Annotated in this window: 21 protein-coding genes; 13 read left to right on the top strand and 8 right to left on the bottom strand. The window is 68.8% G+C overall.

Annotated features, from left to right (window positions below):
* Window positions 1-100: 100 nt before the first annotated feature.
* Window positions 101-1,570, top strand: coding sequence for a catalase (locus OG266_RS14585; protein ID WP_371546035.1), 1,470 nt, complete (start codon window positions 101-103; stop codon window positions 1,568-1,570).
* A 105-nt stretch (window positions 1,571-1,675) separates the two neighbouring features.
* Here OG266_RS14585 and OG266_RS14580 read toward each other — a convergent pair whose 3' ends face one another.
* A complete protein-coding gene (locus OG266_RS14580; RefSeq protein ID WP_266454559.1) occupies window positions 1,676-2,074 on the bottom strand; it encodes a cyclic nucleotide-binding/CBS domain-containing protein in 399 nt (132 codons plus the stop codon).
* Window positions 2,075-2,278: 204 nt separating this feature from the next.
* The gene (gene hisN, locus OG266_RS14575) at window positions 2,279-3,079 is read right to left on the bottom strand and encodes a histidinol-phosphatase (RefSeq protein ID WP_371546033.1); all 801 of its coding nucleotides are present in this window, start codon (window positions 3,077-3,079) and stop codon (window positions 2,279-2,281) included.
* Between the two features lie 481 nt (window positions 3,080-3,560).
* On the opposite strand from hisN, the gene OG266_RS14570 reads away from it, so the two are divergent.
* Window positions 3,561-4,190: a TetR/AcrR family transcriptional regulator gene (locus tag OG266_RS14570; RefSeq protein ID WP_266454554.1), complete on the top strand. Its 630-nt coding sequence runs from the start codon at window positions 3,561-3,563 to the stop codon at window positions 4,188-4,190.
* A 3-nt stretch (window positions 4,191-4,193) separates the two neighbouring features.
* On the opposite strand, the gene OG266_RS14565 is transcribed toward OG266_RS14570, so the two are convergent.
* From OG266_RS14565 to OG266_RS14550, 4 genes are all read right to left on the bottom strand, one after another.
* Window positions 4,194-4,517, bottom strand: coding sequence for a multidrug efflux SMR transporter (locus tag OG266_RS14565; protein WP_266454551.1), 324 nt, complete (start codon window positions 4,515-4,517; stop codon window positions 4,194-4,196).
* A gap of 148 nt (window positions 4,518-4,665) precedes the next feature.
* Window positions 4,666-5,676, bottom strand: coding sequence for a ribosome small subunit-dependent GTPase A (gene rsgA, locus OG266_RS14560; RefSeq protein WP_329545623.1), 1,011 nt, complete (start codon window positions 5,674-5,676; stop codon window positions 4,666-4,668).
* Window positions 5,677-5,692: 16 nt separating this feature from the next.
* Complete coding sequence (aroA, locus tag OG266_RS14555; RefSeq protein ID WP_371546032.1) at window positions 5,693-7,033, bottom strand: 3-phosphoshikimate 1-carboxyvinyltransferase; 1,341 nt, start codon at window positions 7,031-7,033, stop codon at window positions 5,693-5,695.
* A gap of 89 nt (window positions 7,034-7,122) precedes the next feature.
* Window positions 7,123-7,845, bottom strand: a complete 723-nt coding sequence (locus OG266_RS14550) for a M50 family metallopeptidase (RefSeq protein WP_266454544.1) — start codon at window positions 7,843-7,845, stop codon at window positions 7,123-7,125.
* Window positions 7,846-7,895: 50 nt separating this feature from the next.
* Between OG266_RS14550 and OG266_RS14545 the strand changes: the two genes are divergently transcribed.
* The 10 genes from OG266_RS14545 (at window position 7,896) to OG266_RS14500 (ending at window position 18,374) form a co-directional block, all read left to right on the top strand.
* A complete protein-coding gene (locus tag OG266_RS14545) occupies window positions 7,896-8,711 on the top strand; it encodes an SOS response-associated peptidase (RefSeq protein ID WP_371546030.1) in 816 nt (271 codons plus the stop codon).
* A 244-nt stretch (window positions 8,712-8,955) separates the two neighbouring features.
* Window positions 8,956-9,582 (top strand): alpha/beta family hydrolase, encoded by a 627-nt coding sequence (locus OG266_RS14540; RefSeq protein WP_371546029.1) that lies wholly within the window; start codon window positions 8,956-8,958, stop codon window positions 9,580-9,582.
* 258 nt (window positions 9,583-9,840) lie between these two features.
* Window positions 9,841-10,524 carry an RNA polymerase sigma factor SigR gene (gene sigR / locus OG266_RS14535; RefSeq protein ID WP_266454537.1) on the top strand — a complete coding sequence of 228 codons (684 nt, stop codon included), beginning with the start codon at window positions 9,841-9,843 and terminating at the stop codon, window positions 10,522-10,524.
* On the top strand, window positions 10,521-10,823 hold the full coding sequence (gene rsrA, locus OG266_RS14530; protein WP_266454534.1) for a mycothiol system anti-sigma-R factor: 303 nt from the start codon (window positions 10,521-10,523) through the stop codon (window positions 10,821-10,823). The genes sigR and rsrA overlap by 4 nt, the downstream gene beginning before the upstream one ends.
* Before the next feature lie 152 nt (window positions 10,824-10,975).
* Complete coding sequence (locus tag OG266_RS14525; RefSeq protein WP_371546027.1) at window positions 10,976-12,367, top strand: HD domain-containing phosphohydrolase; 1,392 nt, start codon at window positions 10,976-10,978, stop codon at window positions 12,365-12,367.
* Window positions 12,364-13,611, top strand: coding sequence for an HD-GYP domain-containing protein (locus OG266_RS14520; RefSeq protein WP_371546025.1), 1,248 nt, complete (start codon window positions 12,364-12,366; stop codon window positions 13,609-13,611). The genes OG266_RS14525 and OG266_RS14520 overlap by 4 nt, the downstream gene beginning before the upstream one ends.
* A 165-nt stretch (window positions 13,612-13,776) precedes the next feature.
* Window positions 13,777-14,757, top strand: a complete 981-nt coding sequence (locus OG266_RS14515) for a hypothetical protein (RefSeq protein WP_266454525.1) — start codon at window positions 13,777-13,779, stop codon at window positions 14,755-14,757.
* 149 nt (window positions 14,758-14,906) lie between these two features.
* Entirely contained in the window at window positions 14,907-15,557 is a 651-nt protein-coding gene (gene def, locus OG266_RS14510; RefSeq protein ID WP_266454522.1) for a peptide deformylase, read from the top strand.
* A 364-nt stretch (window positions 15,558-15,921) separates the two neighbouring features.
* Window positions 15,922-17,007: an epi-isozizaene synthase gene (cyc1, locus tag OG266_RS14505; RefSeq protein ID WP_326720766.1), complete on the top strand. Its 1,086-nt coding sequence runs from the start codon at window positions 15,922-15,924 to the stop codon at window positions 17,005-17,007.
* Window positions 17,004-18,374 carry a cytochrome P450 gene (locus tag OG266_RS14500; RefSeq protein ID WP_266454516.1) on the top strand — a complete coding sequence of 457 codons (1,371 nt, stop codon included), beginning with the start codon at window positions 17,004-17,006 and terminating at the stop codon, window positions 18,372-18,374. The genes cyc1 and OG266_RS14500 overlap by 4 nt, the downstream gene beginning before the upstream one ends.
* A 24-nt stretch (window positions 18,375-18,398) precedes the next feature.
* Here the strand turns inward: OG266_RS14500 and OG266_RS14495 are convergent, their stop codons facing one another.
* Window positions 18,399-19,364 (bottom strand): GlxA family transcriptional regulator, encoded by a 966-nt coding sequence (locus OG266_RS14495; RefSeq protein ID WP_371546022.1) that lies wholly within the window; start codon window positions 19,362-19,364, stop codon window positions 18,399-18,401.
* Window positions 19,365-19,457: 93 nt separating this feature from the next.
* On the opposite strand from OG266_RS14495, the gene OG266_RS14490 reads away from it, so the two are divergent.
* The gene (locus OG266_RS14490) at window positions 19,458-19,649 is read left to right on the top strand and encodes a hypothetical protein (protein ID WP_329545615.1); all 192 of its coding nucleotides are present in this window, start codon (window positions 19,458-19,460) and stop codon (window positions 19,647-19,649) included.
* A gap of 52 nt (window positions 19,650-19,701) precedes the next feature.
* On the opposite strand, the gene OG266_RS14485 is transcribed toward OG266_RS14490, so the two are convergent.
* Window positions 19,702-20,658 (bottom strand): ribonucleotide-diphosphate reductase subunit beta, encoded by a 957-nt coding sequence (locus tag OG266_RS14485; RefSeq protein ID WP_371552789.1) that lies wholly within the window; start codon window positions 20,656-20,658, stop codon window positions 19,702-19,704.
* Window positions 20,659-20,683 lie beyond the last annotated feature (25 nt).

Raw genomic sequence — 20,683 nt, 5'->3', positions numbered from 1 at the left:
ACAGATCCCGAACAGGTGTGACTTTGGATCTCTCCTTGACTTAGACTTAGTCCAATGTAGGATCGAGACCGGCATTGGCCGAGGGACAGAACTTGCACGAATGACGCAGGAGGCGCACGTGACGCAGGGACCGCTTACGACGGAGGCCGGTGCGCCGGTGGCCGACAATCAGAACAGCGAGACCGCGGGCGTCGGCGGGCCCGTCCTCGTCCAGGACCAGGCGCTGCTCGAGAAGCTCGCGCACTTCAACCGTGAGCGCATTCCGGAGCGCATCGTCCATGCGCGGGGCGCCGGTGCGTACGGCACCTTCACGCTGACCCGTGACGTCTCGCAGTGGACCCGCGCGAAGTTCCTCTCCGAGGTCGGCAAGCAGACCGAGGCCTTCCTGCGGTTCTCGACCGTGGCCGGCAACCTCGGTTCCGCGGACGCGGTCCGTGACCCCCGCGGCTTCGCGCTGAAGTTCTACACCGAAGAGGGCAACTACGACCTCGTCGGCAACAACACCCCGGTGTTCTTCATCAAGGACGCCATCAAGTTCCCCGACTTCATCCACACGCAGAAGCGCGACCCGTACACCGGATCGCAGGAAGCCGACAACGTGTGGGACTTCTGGGGGCTTTCGCCCGAGTCCACGCACCAGGTGACCTGGCTCTTCGGCGACCGCGGTATCCCGGCGACGCTGCGCCACATGAACGGCTACGGCTCCCACACTTACCAGTGGAACAACGAGGCCGGTGAGGTCTTCTGGGTCAAGTACCACTTCAAGACCGATCAGGGGATTGAGAACCTGACCTCGGAAGAGGCCGCGAAGCTCGCCGGTGAGGACCCCGACTCGCACCAGCGCGATCTGCGCGAGGCCATCGAGCGTGGTGACTTCCCGTCCTGGACCGTGCAGGTGCAGATCATGCCGGCGGCCGAGGCGGCGAACTATCGCTTCAACCCGTTCGACCTCACCAAGGTGTGGCCGCACGAGGACTATCCGCCGGTCGAGATCGGGAAGCTCGAGCTCAACCGCAACCCGGAGAACATCTTCGCCGAGGTCGAGCAGAGCATCTTCTCTCCGGCTCACTTCGTGCCGGGTATCGGGCCCTCGCCCGACAAGATGCTTCAGGGGCGGCTGTTCGCCTACGGCGACGCCCACCGCTATCGCGTCGGCATCAACGCCGACCACCTGCCGGTGAACCGTCCGCACGCCACCGAGGCGCGCACCAACTCGCGGGACGGCTTCCTGTACGACGGGCGCCACAAGGGTGCGAAGAACTACGAGCCCAACTCGTTCGGTGGGCCCGTCCAGACCGACCGGCCGCTGTGGGTGTCCACCCCAGTCTCCGGTGGAACCGGCAACCATGAGGCGCCGGTTCACGCCGAGGACGACGACTTCGTGCAGGCGGGGAATCTGTACCGGCTGTTCTCCGAGGAGGAGAAGGTCCGGCTGATCGAGAACCTGGCGGGGTTCATCGCCAAGGTCTCCCGTGACGACATCGCCGAGCGTGCGATCGACAACTTCCGCCAGGCGGATGGTGACTTCGGCAAGCGGCTGGCAGTCGCGGTCCAGGCCCTGCGCGGCTGACAACCAGCACTGGAACGCTTGTCGTTGAGGGCGGGCCGGGTCTCCTGAGTCATCAGGGGCCCGGCCCGTTCGTTTAAGGGTGTGAGGCTGTAAGGGGCTTGGGGTTCAGACCTGCGCCGGTGCGCGGCGGTGTGTTGGTGCCCAGCAGCGGATGATGTCGCGGACCGAGACGATGCCGACCGGGCCCGTTCCGTCCAGCACGATCAGGTGGCGGAAGCCGCCGTGCGACATGGCTGTCGCGGCTTCCTCCAAGGTCCAGGCGGGGGCGGCGAAGACGACGTCGGTGGTGGTGTGGCTGCCTGCGGTCTCGGTGTCCGGGTTCTGGCCGAGAGCCACCGAGTTGAGGATGTCGCGCTCAGTGAGGATTCCGAGTCCGCTGGCGTCCTCGTCGAGGACGACGGCCGCGCCGATGCGGCGCGCGGACATCAGGCGGGCCGCCTGGCGGAGGGTGTGTGCCGGGCCGATGGTGAGGACCACCGTGCTCATGGCGTCGCGGACGAGCATGGGCTGGAGCCACCTCCTTGGTGAACCGCTTGGCCTGGCGCGGTGCCGGTCCCGGGCGGTGCCGGGGCCCTGGCGAGGCGTCAAGAGAAGTGATTCACAAATTCACAAGTGGGGGGACTCTCAGAGTCGCAGGTAAAAGGAGGGTCAACAAGGGGGCGCGTGCGGTGAGTTCGGGGCGCCTCGGGGTTACTCAGGGGTCTCGCTTCAGTACCGCTGGTTCAGGTATCCCAGCAGTTCGTCGTGGAGGATGCCGTTCGACGCGGCCGCGTTGCCGCTGTGCGGGCCCGGGCGGCCGTCGAGGCCGGTGAACGAGCCGCCCGCCTCGGTCACAATGATCGCGTTCGCCGCCATGTCCCAGAGCGACAGCTCGGGTTCGGCGCAGATGTCGACCGAGCCCTCGGCGACCATCATGTACGGCCAGAAGTCGCCGTAGCCGCGGGTGCGCCAGACGACCTTCGTGAGGTCGAGGAAGCCGTCCAGGCGGCCCTGGTCCTCCCAGCCGCTGAGGGAGGAGTACGCGAAGGAGGCGTCCGGCATGTGCGAGACCTGGGAGACCCGGAGTGGGGACGCCGAGGTGAGGCTGCGGCCCGTGAACGCGCCGTGGCCCTTCGCGGCCCACCAGCGGCGGCCCAGGGCGGGGGCGGAGACCACGCCGACGACCGGCTGGTAGCCGCCCTCGGCCGCCTCCATCAGGGAGATGAGGGTGGCCCAGACGGGCACGCCTCGTACGTAGTTCTTGGTGCCGTCGATCGGGTCGATGACCCAGCGGCGGGGGCCCGTGCCCTCGATGCCGTACTCCTCGCCGAGGATCGCGTCGCGCGGCCTTGCCCGCTGGAGCTGGCCGCGGATGAGTTCCTCGGCGGCCTTGTCCGCTTCGCTCACGGGGGTCATGTCCGGCTTGGTCTCGACCTTCAGGTCGAGCGCCTTGAACCGGGCCATCGTCGCGGCGTCGGCGGCGTCCGCCAGGACGTGGGCGAGACGCAGGTCATCGTGATAGTCGGGCATGAGCGAACCGTATCTGCCCGTTCCGGGGGAGGGCTACATGGCCTGTAGATCTTCGGGTGGGGGGCTGTGGGGGCGGTCGCCTGCGCCATGGGTGGGTCGGGGCCGTGCCGGAGCATCCGTCCTCGGTCTGGCGCGGAATGGGTTGCTCAGGAAGCGGGCGGTGTTGACGCGCCAGCCGCTGCGGGCGGACGTTCCGGCACGTCCCCTTCGGTGATCTGGCGGGTGCGGGTGCGTGGGGGCCCGCCTTCGATGTGTCCACCCATCGCCTTCGGCGTACACATGCCCACGCCCATGCCCACGTCCTCGCCTTCGGCGTACACATGCCCCCGCCTCGCCTTTGGCGCACTGTGTGTGGGGGCGCGTGGTCGGCTGGGGTGCGTGCGGTGGGGGCGTGCGCCCCTTGGTGCCGCCGCGAACCCTTGACAGTGAACCTGTGCGCGTCAAATCTGAGCTGCGGAGCGGATCGGCTCAGGGAGGCGATATGCCTGCAGCTCGGGAATCCCTTTTGGATGCTGCCTATACGGCGCTCGCGCGTCGTGCTTGGTCGGCGGTGCGGATGGTCGATGTGGCCGCCGTGGCCGGGGTGTCGCGTCAGACGCTCTACAACGAGTTCGGGAGTAAGGACGGGCTCGCGCGTGCCCTCGTACGGCGGGAGGCGGATGCCTATCTCGCGGGGGTCGAGCGGGCGTTGGGCGCTCATGCGGACGCTCGTGAGCGGTTGGTCGCCACTGCCGAGTGGACCGCTTCGGCGGCGCGGAGCAACGTACTTGTGCGGGCGATGCTGACCGGGTGCTGGAGTGAGCGGCTGCCCTCGCCGACGCTCTCGGCGGTGCCCTCGTCGTCCGCTGTGCCCGCGCAGCGGCGGGCGGACGGGCCGCTGCCCTCGCCCGCCGACTTCGTGGCGCTGGTCCGTGACCGGGCCGTCGTGGCGATGTCCCCCTCGAAGGCGGAGAGCGGCGAGCTCGCCCGCACCTGCGAACTCGTTGTCCGTCTCGCGCTGTCCTGCGTGGCCGCGCCGCCCGGAGAGGGTGGGGTCACTGATTTGGTGAAGGCCGCGCTCGCTTCGCCGCATCGCGGCTCAGGAGTTCCTGGTTCTCGGGAAGTGATCTGAAGGCTAGTGGCTCGAGCCTGACAGTTGCAGGCCGATTACTCCTGCGATCACGAAGCTGATCGAAATGATCTTCAGGGTGGATACCAGGTCGCCCAGGAAGATCATGCCGTAGATCGCGGTTCCCGCTGCGCCGATGCCGGTCCACACCGCGTAGGCGGGGCCGACGTCGAGCTTCTTGAGGGAGAGGGTCAGCAGGCCGAAGCTGCCCAGCGCGAAGATGCAGAACGCCACCGTGGGCCAGAGTCTGGTGAAGCCGTGTGAGAGCTTCAGGCAGACGGCGAAGCCGGTTTCGAGCAGTCCTGCCACAACGACCAGCAGCCATGCCATGGCTTGTCCTCCCGCGTCCGAACGTCGACTGCTTGGTCTGGTGTGTGGTTCAGGTCAGGGGCTTTCCCGGGTCACTCGGTGCGATTATGCATTTACCGGCGCGGGACGGGCGCAAACAACGCGGAGGTCGTAGGGGGAACAAGAGGTGTCAGTCGCCCTCGTGGCGCTCTCTCGTCGAGAGCAGTCGGCGCAGGGAGTAGAGGCGGGCGGGGTCCGCGTGGCCGTCGGCCACCCACTGGTCCAGTGCGCAGTCCGGCTCGTCGTGACTGCACGCGCGCGGGCAGCCCTCGGTGCCGGGTTCGAGGTCGGGGAAGGCCTTGATGACGCGGGACGGGTCCACGTGGTGCAGGCCGAAGGAGCGGAGGCCTGGGGTGTCGATGACCCAGCCCGCGGCTTCGGGTAGGGGGATCGCTCGTGCCGAGGTGGTGGTGTGCCGGCCGCGGCCTGTCACGGCGTTGACATGGCCCGTGGTGCGGCGGCGGTCCCGTGAGACCAGTGCGTTGACCAGGGTCGTCTTGCCTACGCCGGAGTGGCCGATGAAGGCCGTGATCTTGTTGTTGAGTTGCTCGCGTACGCGGTCCACCGCCTGGCCGTCCTCGAACTCCTCGCGGGTCGTGACGACGTACGGGATGTCCAAGTCGCCGTACAGCTCCAGGAGTTTGTCCGGCGGGGCGAGGTCCGACTTCGTCAGGACCAGGAGGGGTTCCAGGCCGCCGTCGTACGCCGCCACCAGGCAGCGGTCGATCAGACGTGGGCGTGGCTCGGGGTCGGCGAGGGCCGTGACGATGGCGAGCTGGTCGGCGTTGGCGACGACCACGCGCTCGTACGGGTCGTCGTCGTCCGCCGTGCGGCGCAGGACCGAGGTGCGCGGCTCGATGCGGACGATGCGGGCCAGGGTGTCCTTGGCGCCGGACAGGTCGCCGATGATGGCGACACGGTCACCGACCACCGCCGCCTTGCGGCCCAGTTCGCGGGCCTTCACGGCCATCACCACACGGTCCTCTACGAGGCAGGTGAGCCGTCCCCGGTCGACGGTGAGGACCATGCCTTCGGCTGCGTCCTCGTGCTTGGGGCGGATGTTCGTACGCGGACGGTTGCCCTTGCGGTTCGGGCGGGTGCGGATGTCGTCCTCGTCGGGGTTCTTGCCGTAACGGCGCATGATCGTGATCCGCCCGTCAGTTCCCGAGCATTCCGGTCCACAGATCGGGGAAGTCCGGGAGGGTCTTCGCCGTCGTCGCCACGTTCTCGATCTGTACGCCCTCCACCGCCAGGCCGATGACCGCGCCGGCGGTCGCCATGCGGTGGTCGTCGTATGTGTGGAAGATGCCGCCGTGCAGCCTGCGCGGGCGGATGTGCAGCCCGTCGGCGGTCTCGGTGACGTCGCCGCCGAGTTCGTTGATCTCCTTGGTGAGCGCGGCCAGGCGGTCCGTCTCGTGCAGGCGGAGGTGGGACACGCCGCGGAGGGTGGAGGGGGAGTCGGCGAGGGCCGCCACCGCGGCGATGCCGGGGGTCAGCTCGCCGACCTCGCTCAGGTCCACGTCGATGCCGTGGACCGAGCCCGAGCCGGTGAACTCCAGGCCCGCCTCGGTCAGTTCGCAGGAACCGCCCATTTCCGTGAAGATCGCGCGCAACTGGTCACCGGGCTGGGTGGTGCGGGACGGCCAGTCCGGGATGACGACCTTGCCGCCTGTCACCAGGGCCGCGGCCAGGAACGGCTGCGCGTTGGACAGGTCCGGCTCGACGGTCAGGTCGCGGCCGAGCAGGGCGCCCGGCGTGACCCGCCAGACGTTGGGCTCGCCGCCCGACTCCGGGGTGTCCACCTGGGCGCCGACCGCGCGCAGCATGTCGACCGTCATCCGGATGTGGGGGAGGGAGGGGAGGGAGGAGCCGGTGTGGCGGACCTCCACCCCCTGGTTGAAGCGCGGGCCGGAGAGGAGGAGGGCCGAGACGAACTGGGAGGACGAGGACGCGTCGATCTCCACCGGGCCGCCGTCCAGGGCGCCGCCGCCGTGCACAGTGAGGGGAAGTGCGCCGCGGGCGTCGTCGTCGATCCGGGCGCCCAGCAGGCGCAGCGCGTCGATCACACCGTTCAGGGGGCGCTCGTACGAACGCGGGTCGCCGTCGAAACGGATGGGGCCGTCGGCGAGCGCGGCGACTGGGGGAAGGAAACGCATCACCGTGCCCGCGTTGCCGACGTCGACCGTGGCCGGGCCGTGCAGGCCCGAGGGGATGACCCGCCAGGCCTCGCCCGAGGCGTCCGGGCCACCGGCGACCGTGGAGCTGGACGACACCGTCTCCTCGATGCCCACGCCCATCGCGCGCAGCGCGCCCGCCATCAGCAGCGTGTCGCGGGAGCGGAGCGGGCGGCGCAGCCAGCCGGGCTCCGAGGCGAGGGCCGCGAGGACCAGCGCCCGGTTGGTGACCGACTTGGACCCCGGTACGTGGACCGTCGCGTCGACGGCTCCGCTCGCGTGCGGGGCGGGCCATAGGGCGGTGTGGGCGGGGTTAACGGTCATGAGCCCCACTTTAGTGGCGGTTCGCTCCGCCGGGTTTGGCCGGGGAACGGCCCCGCGTCGCTGAATACCGTCCATTGGGTTCCCGGGCGTCACACCTCCAGGAGCCAGCGGCCCCCGCCTATCAAGGAGCACAGGGACACCGCGTGGAACAGGAACAGCCACAGTCCGGCCGGGACGTGGGTCAGCCGGGACAGCTGGTCCGCGTCCGAGTCGCCCGCGCCGCCGCGGCTCCGCTTGGCCTGGAGTTCGAAGGCCGGGCGGACTCCGCCGACCAGCAGGAACCACACCACCGCGTAGGCGAACGCCGCCTGGACCTGGGGGCCGGCGAGCCAGGACACCACCACGAAGGTGCCGCCGGTCAGGAGCACCGTGAGCGCGCCGTACGCGTTGCGGATCATCACCAGCATCGCCACCAGCAGGGCCGTGGCCAGCCACAGCAGCGCGGTGATGTGGCCCGCGGCGAGCAGCGCGGCGCCGCCGAGGCCAAGGAGCGGGGGAGCGGTGTAGCCCGAGGCGGCGGTGAGGATCATGCCGAGGCCGGTCGGTTTACCGCGGCTCACCGTGAGGCCGCTGGTGTCGGAGTGCAGTCGTATGCCACTGAGGCTGCGCCCGGTGAGCAGCGCGACCAGGCCGTGGCCGCCCTCGTGCGCGATGGTGATGGCGTTGCGGGAGAGCCGCCAGACGCCGTGCGGGACGGTCACGGCGAGGGCCGCGACGAGGGTGGCGATCACCACCCACAGATCCGGGTCCGGCTGGCTTCCGAAGACCTGGTCCCAGAGACCTGACAGCGAGGTGGCTGCGGTGCTGTCCATTGTCGGCGGTGGCTCCCTCTGGTGTCGTGGAATCTGGCAGTGTGGCACGTATGTGCGGACGGTATGCAGCGAGTCGTGGCCCCGAGGATCTCGCAGGAATCTTTGAAGTCGAGAAGTGGGAGCCGGAGGAGGCTCTGGCCCCCGATTTCAACGTGGCACCCACCAAAGAGGTCTACGCGGTCCTCGACCGTCCCGTTAAGGACGCCGCCGATCCGCGACCGGTTCGCCAGCTGCGCACACTCAAGTGGGGGCTCGTTCCGTCCTGGGCCAAGACGCCCGAGGGCGGGGCTCGGATGATCAACGCGCGTGCGGAGACCGTGCATGAGAAGCCCTCGTACCGGCGGGCCTTTGCCGCCCGGCGGTGCGTCATCCCTGCCGACGGCTACTACGAGTGGGTCACCGGTGTCGGTGAGCGGGATCTTGAGGTCGAGGGGAAGAAGAAGCGGGCTCGTAAGCAGCCGTATTTCGTGACGCCGGCGGACGGGTCTGTGTTCGCCATGGCCGGGCTGTACGAGTTCTGGCGGGATCGGACGCTTCCCGATGAGCATCCGCTGGCGTGGTGGGTGACGTGTTCCGTCATTACGACTGAGGCGGAGACCACGCCGCTTGCGGTTGCCCCCGGCGATGGGCCGCATGCTTTGGCCGACATTCATCCCCGGATGCCTTTGATGCTTACGCCGGATCGGTGGGATGCGTGGCTGGATCCCTCGCGGACCGATGTCGAGGATCTGCGGTCTTTGCTCGCTCCGCCTCCGGCGGGGTTGATGCGGGCGTATCCCGTTTCCACTGCCGTGAGCAATGTGCGGAACAACGGGCCCGAGTTGCTCAAGGAGCTGGAGGGGCCGGAGGAAGGGACCTTGTTCTGACCGGGTGCCCGGGGTGGGGCTGGGGTCGGGGTGGGTCGCGTGGCCCGGCGCTTGCGGGGTGCCGCTGTGCCCACCCGTGCCGCCCCTAGCGGCACGCATGCCCACAGCTACGACCGACGGGTGGGTGGGCTGCCGCCCCTAGCGGCACGCATGCCCACAGCTACGACCGACGGGTGGGTGGGCTGCCGCCCCTAGCGGCACGCATGCCCACAGCTGGGGGAGTGAGAAGGCAGACTCTTGTGGTGTGATCGAGATTATTGAGACCGATGCTGGTGTGGCTCGCGTCACCTGGTATCCAGCCTCTGCTGCGCGGCTTGTTCTTGCCCTCAGTCATGGGGCCGGTGGGGGGATCGAGGCGCGTGATCTTCAGGCCTTGGTGGAGGTGTTGCCTGCGCACGGAGTGAGTGTCGCGCTTGTTGAGCAGCCTTGGCGGGTGGCCGGGAAGAAGGTGGCTCCCGCGCCGAAGACGCTCGATGTGGGGTGGCGGGGGGTGTGGCCCGCGGTCGCCGCGGGCGGGCTTCCGGTGGTTGCCGGTGGGCGTAGTGCCGGGGCTCGTGTGGCCTGTCGTACGGCCGTGGAGCTGGGCGCCGCTGCCGTGCTCGCACTCAGTTTTCCGCTGCATCCGCCGGGCCGGCCCGAGAAGTCGCGCGCCGAGGAGCTGCTCGGCTCCGGGGTGCCCACTCTCGTCGTACAGGGCGGAAACGATCCGTTCGGGAAGCCCGAGGAGTTCCCCGAGGGGTCGTACGAGATCATCGAGGTGCCGTACGGCGATCATGGTTTCGCCGTTCCGAAACGGGCGCCGCTCGGGCAGGACGAGGCTCTGAAGATCGTCACTGACGGTGTTGTGAAGTGGACCTCGTCACTCGCGTAACGCCCGGGAATGTTGAGCGGCGGACCTCTGTTGTGCGAGTACAGACAGCACGGAGCGTGTGCTGGACCGTTAGCACGAGAGGAAGTCCGCCGCATGGGTTCGACCATCTGCCCGAGCCGTAACAGCAGCGCTGACCTGGACTGGACGGTGCTGCACGCGGGTAAGACCGTGCCTATTCGGGCGGCGGCGGGTGTGGATGTTCGTCTATCCTCCGATTCCAGTGGGACCGGTCTCGGTCTCGCTACGTCGCTGGAGGAGGTGGGTCCGGTCACTGGGACCGACGCAGGGACCGAACACGGCCAGGCGGAGCAGCCCGAGGGCCAGGGCACGAGCACGGAGTCGTCCGCCGAGCGCAGCCTGCGCTTCGAGCGGGACGCGCTCGAATTCCTCGACCAGATGTACTCGGCCGCGCTGCGCATGACGCGCAATCCGGCCGACGCCGAGGACCTGGTGCAGGAGACGTACGCGAAGGCGTATGCGTCCTTCCACCAGTTCCGCGAGGGCACCAACCTCAAGGCATGGCTCTACCGCATCCTCACGAACACCTTCATCAACTCGTACCGCAAGAAGCAGCGCGAGCCCCAGCGCAGTGCGGCCGAGGAGATCGAGGACTGGCAGCTGGCGCGCGCCGAGTCGCACATGTCGACCGGACTGCGCTCCGCCGAGTCGCAGGCGCTTGATCACCTGCCCGACTCGGACGTCAAGTCGGCGCTGCAGGCGATCCCCGAGGAATTCCGGATCGCCGTCTATCTCGCGGACGTAGAGGGCTTTGCGTACAAGGAGATCGCGGACATCATGGGGACACCCATCGGCACGGTGATGTCCCGGCTGCACCGGGGCCGTCGCCAACTGCGCGGCATGCTCGAGGACTACGCGCGTGACCGCGGGCTGGTTCCGGCCGGTGCCGGAGAGTCGAACGAAGCGAAAGGCTCGGGCTCATGAGCTGCGGAGAGCCGCACGAGACGGACTGCAGTGAGGTACTCGACCACCTCTACGAGTTCCTCGACCACGAGATGCCGGACGCGGACTGCACCAAGTTCGAAGTTCACTTCGAGGAGTGCTCTCCGTGCCTGGAGAAGTACGGGCTCGAGCAGGCCGTGAAGAAGCTGGTCAAGCGGTGCTGCGGTCAGGACGATGTGCCGACCGATCTGCGCGCCAAGGTCATGGGGCGCATCGACCTGATCCGGTCGGGGCAGGTCGTGCCCGAGCATGACGTGGCAGCGACTCCGCAGGAGTCCTGAATCCCGGTCCGGGCATCCCGCAGGATCGTCCGGTTATCACCCGAACGTGCTAATCCGTGGGCTCTGAGCCCACGGATTCGGCCGTTGGCGTCCCTGTGCCGTCCCCGCCGTCCTAGGCTCCGGAATCCTGGAGTCGGGGAGGGGACGAGGAGATGGGGTCGGTGCCGGCGTCGGCCCGTGCGTACGTGGCCTGTGTCGTTCTCGGTGCCCTGGTCTGTCTCGCCCCGCTGCCGACCGTCCGGGTCCCGTGGTGGATCGTCGCTCTGCTCGCCGTGCTGTACGCCGGGTGCGAGCGGATCACCCTTCCGCGTGGTCCCAGGGCCGCGGGTGCCCCCGGCCGCGAGGTCCCCAGAGGGATGGGCACCTTCCTCCCCGTGCTGCTGGCCGGGGCCTTTCTGCTGCCGCCCCCGGCCGCCGCGCTCGTCGCGCTGCCGGGGGCGCTGCTCGCCCGGGTCGAGCAGCGGCCGCGGTGGCTGCGGCGGATCTGGCGGGCGGCGCAGCTCGCCGTCGCGGTCTGGGCGGCTTCCCGGGTGCACTGGGCGCTCGGCGGCCGGGACGCCGTGGTCGCGCCCGACTTCCCCTACGCGCTCGTGCCCGCCGGGGCCGCGGTACTGACCTTCTGCCTCGTGCAGACCGTCCTCGACGGCGGGATTCTCGCGCTGGCCGAGCGGGTGCCGGTGCGCAGCGCCTGGCGCGGGCTCTTTCCGCGCTCGCTCGCGCCCGTCGCCGTGCACGGGCTCGCCGGGCTGATGATGGCGGTGCTGTGGCGCAGTCCGTACGGGCCTGTCGCCGCGCTGCTCGTGCTGTTGCCGATGTACGTGTCCTGCTGGGTGTTCGCCCAGTACCACCGGGAACGGGCCGCCCACCAGGCCACCATTCGCGCACTCGTCCAGGCCGTCGACATCAAGGACGGGTACACGCGCGGGCACAGTGAGCGGGTCGGGCAGGCGTCGATGATGATCGCGCGTGAACTCGGCATGGACGACGAGCGCGTCGAGGTGCTGCGGTTCGCCGGGATCCTGCATGACGTGGGGAAGCTGGGGGTGCCCACCCGGCTGTTGCGGAAGGACGGGCCGCTGACTCCCGAGGAGCGGCGGGTCATCGAACTGCATCCCGAGTACGGGCACGAGATGGTGCGGGGAATCGGGTTTCTGGGCGAGGCCCGGTCGGCGATCCTGCATCACCATGAGCGGCTGGACGGGAGCGGATATCCGTACGGGCTGGTGGGGGCGCAGATCCCGGAGTTCGCCCGGGTGGTGGCTGTCGCGGACGCCTTCGACGCGATGACGTCCACGCGGTCCTATCGGCGGGCCCGGCCGGTGCCGGCCGCTCTTGAGGAGCTCGAGCGGTGTTCGGGGGCGCAGTTCGATCCGGAGATGGTGGGGGCGTTGGCGCTTGCGCTGGCTCGGTATGGGTGGCATCCCGCCGTTACGGCTGACAGCAGCCCGCCGCTTCGCGGCGGTGTTCGCCCGCCCGCTCCGCCACCCGTTTCCAGTCGGCTGGAAGGTGACCCGACAAGCGTCGTCGGTCGGAGTGGCCCATGAGTTCACCTCGCCCCCCACTCGCCCTCACCCTCGTCCGTGCCTTCGCCCTTCTCCTCGCCCTCGTTTCCCTTGCCGTCACCCTCTGGGCCGGTCTCGAAGACCGCCGTGTCGCCCTCGCCTTCGGTCTCCTCATAGCGGTGGGCGAGCTCACCCGCTGGAGCGGTGCCGAGGAGCGGGAGTCCGCTCCGCTCGGGGCCGCGGGGGCGCTGGCGTACGCGCTGCTCGGGGAGAACGCGGGGCAGGCGACGCACCACGGGGCGTTTCAGGTGGTCGCGGTGGTTGTGGCGGCCGGGCTGCTGGGGTGTGTGCCGCATGTGGCCAGGGGGCGTGGGCCGACCGTCGACCACCTCACACGGCGGGTGCTGACCGTCGGGTTCGCCGCCGTGTGTTTCCAACCTCTGTACAACCAGGGGGAGTTCCTGGAGTGGGGCGGTCCCGCGTACGCCCTGTTGCTGGTCGCGCTGCTGGTGCTCACCGCGCTGTGCGATGCCGTGCTCGCGGCGGCGATGGCGCACTCCCGGACCCGGTGGCCGTTCGGGCCGCTGCTGCGGGACGAGCTGCGGGCGTCGCTGGGCATCGGGTCGGCCGTGTGTGCGACGGGGGCCGTGATGGCGCTGGCCGTCGCGGTGGTCGGGCTCTGGGCGCTGCCCGTGTTCTCGCTGCCGTTGCTGCTCACGCAGCTGTCCTTCCGGCGGTATGCCGCCGTGCGCGTGACGTATCGGCAGACCATCGCCTCGCTGGCCCGGGCCACCGAGATAGCGGGATACACGCCTGCCGGGCATGCCCGGCGGGTGGCCGTGCTCAGCCAGGCCGTCGGGCGGGAGCTGGGCCTTTCGGAGCCGGATCTGACCGTGTTGGAGTACGCGGCGCTGATGCACGACATCGGACAGCTCAGCCTTCTCGACCCGGTTCCGGCCGGGGCCACCGCCGTACTCCCGGCGGACGAACAGCGGCGGATAGCCCTCCTCGGGGGAGCCGTCGTACGCCAGACCGGGGTCGACGCGGAGGTGGCGGTGGTGGTGGAGCGGCAGGCGGATCCGTACCGGGAGCAGCCGGTCACCGCACGGATTGTGCGGGCCGTGAACGCGTACGAGGAGATGGCCAGGGAAGCAGGGCCGGGAGGGCCGCTGACGGCACTCGAGAAGCTGCGCCTGGGGACGGCCCGCGACTATCAGCCCGAGGTCGTGGAGTCGCTGGCCAGGGTGCTGTTGCGGGGCGGCCTTAGCCTGCCCCAGGCTGGGTAACCCATGGGTAATGAGCGGCCGTCCGACGGTACGTGGTTGGATGCGAGGAAGAGGGTGTTCGGGGGCATGGGCAGGCCCAGGGCCGCGTTGTCCTCCAAGGACTCTTCAGGGAACTTTTCAAGGGACCGGCAGGCGGGAATCGCAAGGAACTGGCAGGCGGGAATCGTGAGGATCTTCGGCAAGGGACGACACCGGCCCTCCGCCTCATGGCGGCAGGCCACCGACCGTGCGTTCACGCTGATCGGCGACGGACGGTACGAGGACGCGGGCGCGCTGCTGACGCGCGCCGCGGACCTGGAGCCGTGGCTGTCCGAGTCCTGGTTCAACCTGGCGCTGCTGCACAAGTTCCGGCACGACTGGGAGCAGGCGCGGGCGGCGGGGCTCAGGGCCGTGGCTCTCCTCGACCGGGAGACCGGCGCACCTGACTGGTGGAACGTCGGGATCGCCGCCACCGCCCTCCAGGACTGGCCGCTGGCCCGCCGTTCCTGGCAGGCGTACGGGCTGCGGGTCCCCGGCGGGGCCGCTGTCTCCGGGGAGCCGGTGGGCATGGACCTCGGCAGTGCGGCCGTACGGCTGTCTCCGGAAGGTGAGGCCGAGGTCGTGTGGGGGCGGCGGCTCGACCCCGCCCGCATCGAGGTGCTGTCCATTCCGCTGCCGTCTTCGGGGCGGCGCTGGGGTGAGGTCGTACTGCACGACGGGGTGCCGCACGGGGAGCGGACCACCGCCGCCGGGCACGCCTACCCCGTGTTCGACGAGATCGAGCTGTGGGCGCCGTCGCCGGTGCCTACCTGGGTGGTCCTGCTCGAAGCGGCCACCGAGGACGACCGGGACGCGCTGGAGCAGCTCGCCGCCGACGCCGGGTTCGCCGCGGAGGACTGGTCGTCGTCCGTGCGGCTGCTGTGCCGGATGTGCTCCGAGTCGCGGATGCCGTCGGACGAGGGCGACGGGGAGCATCTTGATCCCCACGATCACAGTGAGCCCGGCCACCCGGGGCCGCTCGGCCATCGCACCGACGGGCAGCTGTGGGTGCCCGAGCGGGAGTGCGGGTTGGCTGCGCCGGCTTCGCTGGTGAGGGGGCTGCTGGACGGGTGGGTTGCGGACAGCCCTGACTCCAGGGACTGGCGGGATCTCGAAGAAGTTTGCTAGGTACGTGGACCGCTGCGGGGCGGTCGTGGCTGGTCGCACCCACGCGGCGGAGCCGCATGTCAGACACAGCCCCGCGCCGCCTGAGGCGCGTTCCCCGTACCCTGTATCAGCATCACACCCCCCGTTTTCCAGGAAGGCGTACGTCCGTCATGGCGCAGCAGGACACCGATCAGCAGCACGTGGGCGTGCTCCCCGTGGACGACGAGGGCTTCGTCATCGACATCGAGGACTGCGAGGAGCGCGAGGCCGCCTATCGCGAGCGCGGTACCTCGCGGCCGATCACCGTCGTCGGGAATCCGGTGCTGCACAAGGAGTGCAAGGACGTCACCGACTTCGGCGACGAGCTGGCGCAGTTGGTCGCCGACATGTTCGCCAGCCAGCACACCGCCGAGGGCGTGGGCCTGGCCGCCAACCAGATCGGCGTCGACCTGAAGGTCTTCGTGTACGACTGCCCCGACGACGACGGCAAGCGGCACACGGGCGTGGTCTGCAACCCCGTGCTCGTCGAGCTGCCCGCCGAGCAGCGCCGCCTGGACGACAGCAACGAGGGCTGCCTCTCCGTACCGACCGCGTACGCGCCGCTCGCCCGCCCCGACTACGCCGAGGTCACGGGGCAGGACGAGAAGGGCAATCCCATCAAGGTGCGCGGCACCGGCTACTTCTCACGCTGCCTCCAGCACGAGACGGATCACCTGTACGGCTACCTGTACATCGACCGGCTCTCCAAGCGTGAGCGCAAGGACGCGCTGCGGCAGATGGCCGAGAACGAGCCCCGCTACCCGATCGTGGCGAACGACTGACGACACGTCGTGACCGATGTCCGAGCGGGCACGTTGAACGACTGAGACAGAAAATGACAGGTGTGGCTCGCGGTCTCTCGTGAGGCACCTCCTCGAACCTCCTTGTACGGCGCCTGGTCAGGAACCTCCTGACCAGGCGCCGTTCGTATGTGCGTCGCACGTTCGATCCCATGTGCTCATTGAGTGATCCAGATTCAGTCATACAAGGGGAGATTCTCGGCATCTTAGGGTAGTGAGTGGAGCAAATCCGTTCCCAGAACGGTCAGTTGTGGTGCTGAATGGGAAGTGCGGGGATACGCAACGGCGCACGCCCGGCACAGCGGGAGGGGCGTGACGTCAACAGGCGGCTGAGAGGGGTTTGTTCGTGCATGCTTTCGCGCAGAGCACTTCTTCGACACCAACAGCGGTCGCGGTTCCACCGGCGCTCTCTCTCCCGGTGATCGAGGCTGAGTTTCCCCGTCAACTCCACCCGTATTGGCCCCGGCTACAGGAGAACACCAGGGCCTGGCTCCTCGAAAAGCGGCTTATGCCGCCCGACAAGGTCGAGGAATATGCCGACGGCCTGTGCTACACCGACCTCATGGCGGGCTACTACATTGGCGCCCCCGACGAGGTCATGCAGGCGATAGCGGACTACAGTGCGTGGTTCTTCGTCTGGGACGACCGCCACGACCGTGATGTCATCCACGGCAGGCCCGGCGCCTGGCGGAGGCTCAGGTTCCAGTTGCATGCGGCCCTCGACTCGCCGAGAAACCACCTGCACCACGAGGATCCCCTGGTCGCGGCGTTCGCGGACAGCATGGTGCGGCTGTACTCGTTCCTCGGCACGAAGTGGAACGAGCGTTTCGCACTCCACTTCCACGCGGTGATCGAGGCGTACGACCGGGAGTTCCGGAACCGGACCTCCGGCACCGTCCCGACGGTCGCGGAATATCTCGAACTCCGTCGGCTGACGTTCGCGCACTGGATCTGGACCGACCTTCTGGAACCCAGTGCGGGGTACGAACTCCCCGCCTCGGTGCGGAATCACCCCGCATATCGGAAGGCGGCGCTGCTCAGTCAGGAATTCGCCGCCTGGTACAACGATCTGTGCTCGCTCCCCAAGGAAATCGCGGGCGATGAGGTCCACAATCTCGGAATCAGTCTCATTCACCACGAGGGGCTGACTCTCGAAGAGGCCGTCACGGAAGTCCGGCGGCGCGTCGAGGAATGCATCAGTGAATTCTCGATCGCCGAAAGGGACGCATTCCGGCTCGCGGACACTCTCGCGGACGGGACGGTGCAGGGAAAGGAAACGAGCGTCGCCCTGAAGGCGTGTCTGGGCAATATGCGGAACTGGTTCAGTTCCGTGTACTGGTTCCACCACGAGTCCGGCCGGTACATGGTCGACAGCTGGGACGACCGCTCCACACCCCCGTACGTCAACAACGAAGCGGCAGGTGAGAAATGACCGTCGAGTCCGTACGATCTGACGTTCCTCAGACGCTGGAGCTGCCCACCCCGCCCCTCGCGGGAGGCGGTGTGCCCGGCCTCGGACACGGCTGGAAACTGGTCCGCGACCCGCTGGGCTTCCTGGCCCAACTGCGCGACCACGGCGACGTCGTCCGCCTGAAGATGGGCCCCAAGACGGTGTACGCGGTCACCACCCCCGATCTCAGCGGGGCTGTGGCGCTGAGCCCCGACTTCGAGATCGGCGGCCCGTTGTGGGAGTCCCTCGAGGGGCTCCTCGGCAAGAAGGGGGTCGCGACCGCCACCGGGCCGCTGCACAGGCGCCAACGGCGGACGATCCAGCCCGCGTTCCGGCTCGACATCATCCCCGAGTACGGGCCGATCATGGAGGAGGAGGCGCGTGCGTTCGCGGCTCGCTGGGAGTCCGGAGGGGCGGTCGACTGCACATCGGAGTCGTTCCGCGTCGCCGTCCGGATCGCGGCCCGCTGCCTGCTGCGCGGCCAGTTCATGGACGAGCGGGCCGAGCGCCTGAGCACCGCGCTCGCCACCGTCTTCCGCGGCATGTACCGGCGCATGGTCATTCCGGCGGGGCCGCTCTATCGGCTGCCGCTTCCGGCCCACCGCAAATTCGATCGTGCATTGGCCGATTTGCATGCACTCGTCGACGAGATCATCGACGAGCGTCGCACATCTGGTCAAAAGCCGGACGATTTGCTGACGGCATTGCTGGAGGCGAAGGACGGCAACGGCGACCCCATCGACGAACAGGAGATCCACGACCAAGTCGTCGCGATACTCACCCCCGGCAGCGAAACCATCGCGTCAACCCTCATGTGGCTGCTGCAGGTGCTCGCCGCGTATCCGGATCAGGCACGGCGCATCAGTGAGGAGGTCGAATCCGTCACGGGCGGCCGGCCGGTCGCATTCGGCGATGTCCGGAAGCTGTCGCACACGAACAATGTCGTCGTCGAGGCACTGCGCTTGCGCCCCGCCGTATGGATATTGACGCGGCGGGCGGTGACCGAAACCGAGCTGGGCGGCTATCGCATTCCGGCCGGGGCCGACATCGTCTACAGCCCGTACGCGATCCAGCGCGACCCGCGGTCGTACGAGCGGCACCTCGATTTCGACCCCGACCGCTGGCTTCCGGAAAGGTCCAAGGACCTGCCGAAGTACGCGATGCGCCCGTTCAGCGTGGGCAACCGGAAGTGTCCCAGTGACCACTTCTCGATGGCCCAGCTGACCCTCGTCACGGCCACGATCGCGTCCAGGTGGCGCTTCGAGCAGGTGTCCGGATCCAATGACGCGCCGCATGTCGGCATCACGCTGCGGCCGCACCGGCTGCGGCTGAAAGCTGTGCCGCGCTGACCCCGCGTCCGTACTGGTGCGCGTTCAGGCAGCCTGCGGGCCCCTGAACGTGCGCCGGTACGCCTGCGGGGTCGTGCCCAGACTCCGTACGAACTGGTGGCGCAGCGCCGCCGCGTTCCCGAAGCCGGTGCGGCCCGCGATCGCGTCCATCGTCTCGTCCGACGCCTCCAGCAACTCCTGCGCCAACAGCACCCGTTGGCGCAGGATCCAGCGGTACGGGGTGGTGCCCGTCTCCTGCTGGAAGCGGCGCGCGAAGGTGCGCGGGGACATGTGGGCGCGGGCCGCGAGCTGCTCGACGGTCACCTCCTCGTCGAGGTTGCGCTCCATCCAGATGAGCACCTCACCGACCGTGTCGCAGGGGGTGTTCGGCAGCGGCCGCTCGATGTACTGGGCCTGGCCGCCGTCGCGGTGCGGGGGCACCACCATGCGCCGCGCGATGGCGTTGGCGACCTCGGGACCCTGCTCCTTGCGGACGATGTGCAGGCAGGCGTCGATTCCGGAGGCGGTGCCGGCCGAGGTGATGACGGGGTCCTCGTCGACGTACAGCACATCCGGTTCGACGATCGCCCGCGGGTGGCGCCGGGCGAGCTCGTCCACCTGCTTCCAGTGCGCCGCGCAGCGCCGTCCGTCCAGCAGCCCCGCCGCGCCGAGCACGAAGACCCCGGAGCAGACGCTGAGTACGCGGGCGCCGCGCTCGGTGGCCCGGCGCAGGGCGGCGAGCAGTTCGGGCGGGTAGTTGCGCCCGATGTAGTCGTTCCCGGCCGGTACGACGACCAGGTCGGCCTCGTCGAGCCGGTCCAGGCCGTAGGGGGTGGAGACCGTGAACCCGGGGACATGGGTGGTGAGCGTCGGGCCCTCCGCCGAGACGACCGCGAAGTCGTACACGGGCAGGCCCTCGTCGCTCCGGTCGAGGCCGAACACCTCGCAGACGACGCCGAGTTCGAAAGGATGTACGCCGTCGAGCAGGGCGACGGCCACGTTCTTCAGCATGTTTACCAGTGTGCCTCAGAAGTGGCAGTAATTCGATGGTCTACGGCAGTCCTGCCACTGACCCCGGCGGGCGATCGGCGCGACAGTGGGGACATGAACGCAATCACCGACACACTCGTCGTCCTCGGAATCCTCCTGATCCTGGCCCTCCCCGCGCTGGTCGGATACGCCCACGAGCTGCGCGTCGACCGGCAGCTCCGGGCGGCCGGCCACCGGTCCGGCCAGGCCTCGGCCGGCCGGAGCCGGCGCGGCCTCACCACGCACGATGTCGTGCGTGCGGCGTGAGAACCGTCGAGTTGACCGTCCCCGCCCTTGCGGCCGGGGACGGTCACTGCGACTAGAAGTCCTCGTCCAGGTCGACGGTGCCCTCCACCGCGACCTGGTAGGCGGACGGGCGGCGCTCGAAGAAGTTGGTCAGTTCCTGGACGCCCTGCAGCTCCATGAAGGAGAACGGGTTCTCCGAGCCGTACACCGGAGCGAAGCCCAGGCGCTGGAGGCGCTGGTCGGCCACGCACTCCAGGTACTGGCGCATCGACTCGGTGTTCATGCCCGGCAGACCCTCACCGCACAGATCACGCCCGAACTGCAGCTCGGCCTCGACAGCCTCCCGCAGCATGTCCGTGACCTCCTGCTGAAGCAGGTCGTCGAAGAGCTCCGGCTCCTCCTTGCGGACGGTGTCGACCACCTCGAACGCGAAGGACATGTGCATCGTCTCGTCGCGGAACACCCAGTTGGTGCCCGTCGCCAGGCCGTGCAGCAGACCCCGACTGCGGAACCAGTAGACGTACGCGAAGGCGCCGTAGAAGAAGAGCCCCTCGATGCACGCGGCGAAGCAGATGAGGTTGAGCAGGAAGCGGCGGCGGTCGGCCTTGGTCTCCAGGCGGTCCAGCTTCTCGACCTCGTTGATCCACTTGAAGCAGAACTCTGCCTTCTCGCGGATGGAGGGGATGTTCTCCACGGCATCGAAGGCGGCCGTACGGTCCTCCGGGTCGGGGAGATAGGTGTCGAGCAGCGTCAGGTAGAACTGGACGTGGACCGCTTCCTCGAAGAGCTGACGGCTCAAGTACAGCCGCGCCTCCGGGGAGTTGATGTGCTTGTACAGCGTCAGCACCAGGTTGTTCGCCACGATCGAGTCACCCGTCGCGAAGAACGCGACCAGGCGGCCGATCATGTGCTGCTCGCCCGCCGACAGCTTCGCGAGATCGGCGACGTCCGAGTGGAGGTCGACCTCCTCGACGGTCCAGGTGTTCTTGATGGCGTCCCGGTAGCGCTCGTAGAAGTCGGGGTAGCGCATGGGGCGGAGAGTCAGCTCGAAGCCC

The organism is Streptomyces sp. NBC_00554 (genome assembly GCF_041431135.1).
Lineage (GTDB): Bacteria > Actinomycetota > Actinomycetes > Streptomycetales > Streptomycetaceae > Streptomyces.
Note: the sequence above shows the minus strand (reverse complement) of the source record. Positions and strands in the feature narration are given on the sequence as shown.

Bases quoted from the DNA above. Each gene is read 5' to 3' on its own strand.
- OG266_RS14570 (WP_266454554.1), top strand. From the start codon at position 3,561: ATGCCTGCAGCTCGGGAATCCCTTTTGGATGCTGCCTATACGGCGCTC.
- OG266_RS14485 (WP_371552789.1), bottom strand. From the start codon at position 20,658: ATGCGCTACCCCGACTTCTACGAGCGCTACCGGGACGCCATCAAGAAC.
- OG266_RS14545 (WP_371546030.1), top strand. From the start codon at position 7,896: ATGTGCGGACGGTATGCAGCGAGTCGTGGCCCCGAGGATCTCGCAGGA.
- def (WP_266454522.1), top strand. From the start codon at position 14,907: ATGGCGCAGCAGGACACCGATCAGCAGCACGTGGGCGTGCTCCCCGTG.
- OG266_RS14585 (WP_371546035.1), top strand. From the start codon at position 101: ATGACGCAGGAGGCGCACGTGACGCAGGGACCGCTTACGACGGAGGCC.
- OG266_RS14565 (WP_266454551.1), bottom strand. From the start codon at position 4,517: ATGGCATGGCTGCTGGTCGTTGTGGCAGGACTGCTCGAAACCGGCTTC.
- OG266_RS14525 (WP_371546027.1), top strand. From the start codon at position 10,976: ATGGGGTCGGTGCCGGCGTCGGCCCGTGCGTACGTGGCCTGTGTCGTT.
- hisN (WP_371546033.1), bottom strand. From the start codon at position 3,079: ATGCCCGACTATCACGATGACCTGCGTCTCGCCCACGTCCTGGCGGAC.
- OG266_RS14520 (WP_371546025.1), top strand. From the start codon at position 12,364: ATGAGTTCACCTCGCCCCCCACTCGCCCTCACCCTCGTCCGTGCCTTC.
- OG266_RS14495 (WP_371546022.1), bottom strand. From the start codon at position 19,364: ATGCTGAAGAACGTGGCCGTCGCCCTGCTCGACGGCGTACATCCTTTC.
- aroA (WP_371546032.1), bottom strand. From the start codon at position 7,033: ATGACCGTTAACCCCGCCCACACCGCCCTATGGCCCGCCCCGCACGCG.
- rsgA (WP_329545623.1), bottom strand. From the start codon at position 5,676: ATGCGCCGTTACGGCAAGAACCCCGACGAGGACGACATCCGCACCCGC.
- OG266_RS14490 (WP_329545615.1), top strand. From the start codon at position 19,458: ATGAACGCAATCACCGACACACTCGTCGTCCTCGGAATCCTCCTGATC.
- rsrA (WP_266454534.1), top strand. From the start codon at position 10,521: ATGAGCTGCGGAGAGCCGCACGAGACGGACTGCAGTGAGGTACTCGAC.
- OG266_RS14550 (WP_266454544.1), bottom strand. From the start codon at position 7,845: ATGGACAGCACCGCAGCCACCTCGCTGTCAGGTCTCTGGGACCAGGTC.
- OG266_RS14500 (WP_266454516.1), top strand. From the start codon at position 17,004: ATGACCGTCGAGTCCGTACGATCTGACGTTCCTCAGACGCTGGAGCTG.
- OG266_RS14580 (WP_266454559.1), bottom strand. From the start codon at position 2,074: ATGCTCGTCCGCGACGCCATGAGCACGGTGGTCCTCACCATCGGCCCG.